At 72.1% G+C, this 3230-nt stretch carries 3 protein-coding genes and 1 pseudogene; 3 read left to right on the top strand and 1 reads right to left on the bottom strand.

Translation table 11 applies throughout. From position 1 onward, the window contains the following. On the bottom strand, positions 1-908 hold a 908-nt coding region (locus NBZ85_RS29340), incomplete at its 3' end, for a serine/threonine-protein kinase (RefSeq protein WP_261563189.1). 95 nt (positions 909-1003) lie between these two features. Here NBZ85_RS29340 and NBZ85_RS34180 point away from each other — a divergent pair. From NBZ85_RS34180 to NBZ85_RS29355, 3 genes and pseudogenes are all read left to right on the top strand, one after another. Continuing rightward, a pseudogene (locus NBZ85_RS34180) lies at positions 1004-1114 on the top strand (IS200/IS605 family transposase); the annotation flags it as partial. A gap of 753 nt (positions 1115-1867) precedes the next feature. After that, positions 1868-2383: a cytidine deaminase gene (locus NBZ85_RS29350; protein ID WP_261560266.1), complete on the top strand. Its 516-nt coding sequence runs from the start codon at positions 1868-1870 to the stop codon at positions 2381-2383. Then, a partial coding sequence (locus NBZ85_RS29355) for a thymidine phosphorylase (protein WP_261563191.1) occupies positions 2380-3230 on the top strand: 851 nt, incomplete at its 3' end. The genes NBZ85_RS29350 and NBZ85_RS29355, both read left to right, overlap by 4 nt.

Below are 3230 nucleotides of genomic sequence, written 5' to 3' on the forward strand. Positions count from 1 at the left end.
GTGCGGGCCGGTGGGTGCGGCCGGGTCGGCCGGCCCGTCCGTGACGAGCGGCGCTCGCCGCCGCGTTCCAGGATCTCGCGCAGCCGCTTGCGCACCATGGAGAGTGGGGGACGGCTCAGGTCGTGCGGCGCCATCAGATCGTCGATCACCGGCGCCAGCGGACCGGCTCGGCGGAAGGGCTGGCGCCGGCCCTGCATGAGCGCGGCAAGCACCGAGATCGGGTCACCCCCGGCGAAGGGCGGGCAGCCTTCGACCGTGGTGAACAGCGTGGCGCCCAGGCCCCACCGGTCACCGGTGGCGCTGCCGGCGTCTCCGCGGGCCCGCTCGGGGGGTAGGTAGGCCGGCGACCCGAGCACCATCCCGGTGCTGGTGAGCCGAGGATCGCCGTGGCTGACCGCGATGCCGAAGTCCGTGAGCCGGGCCCGGCCGTCGGGGGTGATCAGCACATTGCTCGGCTTGACGTCTCGGTGGACGATGCCAAGGCGGTGCGCCGCCTCCAGCGCGTAGGCCAGACTGATGCCGACGCGACAGGTCTCGTCGACCGGCCGGGCGCCGAGGTCCGCGATGATCCGCGACAGTGCGTGTCCCTCGACGTATTCCATGACGATCCAGGGCAGGTCGCCGTCGTCGATGACGTCGAGTACGGCAACCGCGCCCGGATGGTGCAACCGCCCGGCGGCGCGCGCCTCGCGCAGCACCCGTTCCCGCGCTCGGTCACGCTCCAGGCCACTCTCGGTGATCGGTAGCCGGACCTCCTTGACCGCGACGACCCGCTGGAGCAGCTCGTCAGTGGCTCGGTGCACGACACCGAAACCGCCCTGACCGAGGATGCCGTCGAGCCGGTAGCGCCCTCCGACGAGGGCAACCGCCCCGGCCGGACCCGGGCTGCCCGAGGACTCGCCTGCCATCAAAGACCTCCGGAGGGGACTGCCGCCGTCAGACGGCAGGGGATCCGGTACGGACCCGTACCGGCTGGACCGGCCGTGCCGATATTTTCGGAGGCGTGTTCCGTCGGGTGATGGCCGGACCGGTACGGGACCGCCTTGACGTGCTCATCCGCGAGCGGTGCGCCGAGCACGACTGGCCGGTCGTCGCGCTGGGGATCGAAGAGGACATCCGGGCGGGCGATCCTGATCAGGCCCGCTGGTCGTTCTCCTCGCAGCAGGCGACGTTGCGCCGGTTGGAGAGGGCGTTCGCCACGTTCTTCCGCCGGGTGAAGGCGGGTGGGGTCCCCGGCTATCCGCGTTTCAAGGGTGCGGGCTGGTTCGACACGGTGCAGCGGCCCTCGGACGGGGACGGGTGCCGCTGGGACTCGCAGCCCGAGAACCCCACGCGGACGTTCGTGCGCTTGCAGGGCATCGGTCACGTTAAGGTCCACCAATACCGGCCGGTACTCGGCAGTGTCAAGACGGTCAGCGTCAAGCGTGAGGGTAGGCGCTGGTAGGTCATCCTGTCCTGCGACGACGTCCCGGTCGAGCCGCTGCCGCCTACCGGCGCCGTGGTCGGCGTGGATGTCGGCGTGGATGTCGGCGTCGTGTCGTTCCTGACGACGTCGGCAGGGGAGCACGAGCCGAACCCGACGTGTTTGGACCGGTCCGCCGGCCGGCTGGCTGCCGCTCAGCGGGACCTGTCGCGCACGAGGCGCGACGCAATTCTTCGGGCGGGGCTTGTCCTTCAGGCTGACGCTCAGGCGGCCTGAGAAGCTGACGGCTGAAGCCGTCAGCGGAGTCACGGGATCACATCGTGGCCGGTCCGCGGAGGTCGGGCATGCTGGCGCTAGCGCCCGTTCGGGCCACGAGCACCGGAACGCGGGGTGGCGAGAACAAGGGGTGGCGAGGACCGGGGGCGCAGGAACATGGGGTGGAGTGTGGACGACAGAAGCTGGGAACGGCTGCGGAACGCCGCTGTCCGTGTCGCGCAGAGTGCCTACGCACCGTATTCGGGGCTGCGGGTCGGTGCCGCCGCGCTGGTCGTCGACACCCCGGACGCCGAGGGCCGCACCACCGGGGACGAGCCCTGGGTGGTCGTCGGGTGCAACGTAGAGAACGCCTCGTACGGGCTCACGCTGTGCGCCGAGTGCGGCCTCGTCTCGGCGTTGCACGCCCGCGGCGGTGGGCGGCTGACGGCGTTCGCGTGCGTCGACGCGGATGGGCGGCCCCTGGCGCCCTGCGGCCGGTGCCGGCAGCTGCTCCACGAGCACGGCGGCCCGGACCTGCTCGTCGCGACGGCTGACGGCGTGCGCCGGCTGGCGGAGCTGCTGCCCGGCGCGTTCGGCCCGCTCGACCTGCCGGCCCCGCCGCGGACGCCGGATCCCGCGGCGGTGGCTGCCGGCGACTCACCCCCCACCGAAGCCGCCCCGCCCAGTGGGCCGGTGACGCCGTGAGTGCCGACTTCGACGTCGTCGACCTCATCCGGGCCAAGCGTGGCGGGCACTCCCTGCCTGCTGAGGCGGTGGCCTGGCTCATCGACGCCTACACCCATGGCCGGGTGGCCGACGAGCAGATGTCGGCCTATCTGATGGCGGTGGTGTGGCGCGGGATGTCCCCGTCCGAACTCGACCGCTGGACTGCCGCAATGATCGACAGTGGGGAGCGGCTGGACCTGGCCGGGGTCGGGCGTCCCACCGTCGACAAGCACTCGACCGGTGGGGTCGGCGACAAGGTCTCGCTGGTGCTGGTGCCGCTGGTCGCCGCCTGCGGTGTCGCCGTCCCGCAGCTGTCGGGGCGGGGCCTCGGGCACACCGGCGGGACGCTGGACAAGATGGAGTCGATCCCCGGCTGGCGCGCCGACCTGCCGGTCGAGCGGATGCGCCGCCAGCTCACCGAGATCGGTGCGGTGATCTGTGCCGCGGGGGCCGGCCTGGCTCCCGCGGACCGCAAACTCTACGCGCTGCGGGACGTCACCGGGACGGTCGAGTCGATCCCGTTGATCGCCTCGTCGATCATGAGCAAGAAGATCGCCGAGGGGACGTCCGCGCTGCTCCTCGACGTGAAGGTGGGCTCAGGGGCGTTCATGACCTCGCTGGATGACGCCCGGGAGCTGGCTCGGACCATGGTCGGGCTCGGCACGGCCGCCGGGGTGCGGACCGAGGCGGTGCTGACCGGCATGGACCATCCGCTGGGGCGAACGGCCGGCAACGCGCTTGAGGTGGCCGAGGCGGTCGACACGCTGCGCGGCGGCGGCCCGAAGGATCTGGTGGAGATCACCGTCGCCCTGGCTCGGGTGATGAT

The organism is Frankia tisae, from assembly GCF_025403405.1.
GTDB lineage: Bacteria > Actinomycetota > Actinomycetes > Frankiales > Frankiaceae > Frankia > Frankia tisai.